Raw genomic sequence first — 255 nt, forward strand, 5'->3', positions numbered from 1 at the left:
CGAAGCATCTGGTCCTGGAATTGCCGAAAGGCCAACGGCAATTCCAGGAAGGGCGCACCATTGCGCAAGGCACCGGGCTTGCGCTGGATGACCGCAAGGTAATGCCGCCAGTCGTAAATCGTTCGCGGCGGTTTGTCGTGGCTGCGCTCAATGACCCGCGCATGTTCGCATAGGATATTGCCCTCGGCCGCAACGACCAGCCGCTCAGGGTAAATCCGCAGGCTGACGGGCCGGTTCGCAAAGGATGCAGGCACA

General features: G+C 61.2%; 1 pseudogene. It reads right to left on the bottom strand.

Going from position 1 to position 255, the window contains the following annotated elements:
• Positions 1-255: pseudogene (locus tag IB277_RS37790) on the bottom strand (IS21 family transposase); the annotation flags it as partial.

This window comes from Ensifer sp. ENS07, from assembly GCF_014852185.1.
GTDB classification, from domain to species: Bacteria; Pseudomonadota; Alphaproteobacteria; order Rhizobiales; family Rhizobiaceae; genus Ensifer; species Ensifer adhaerens.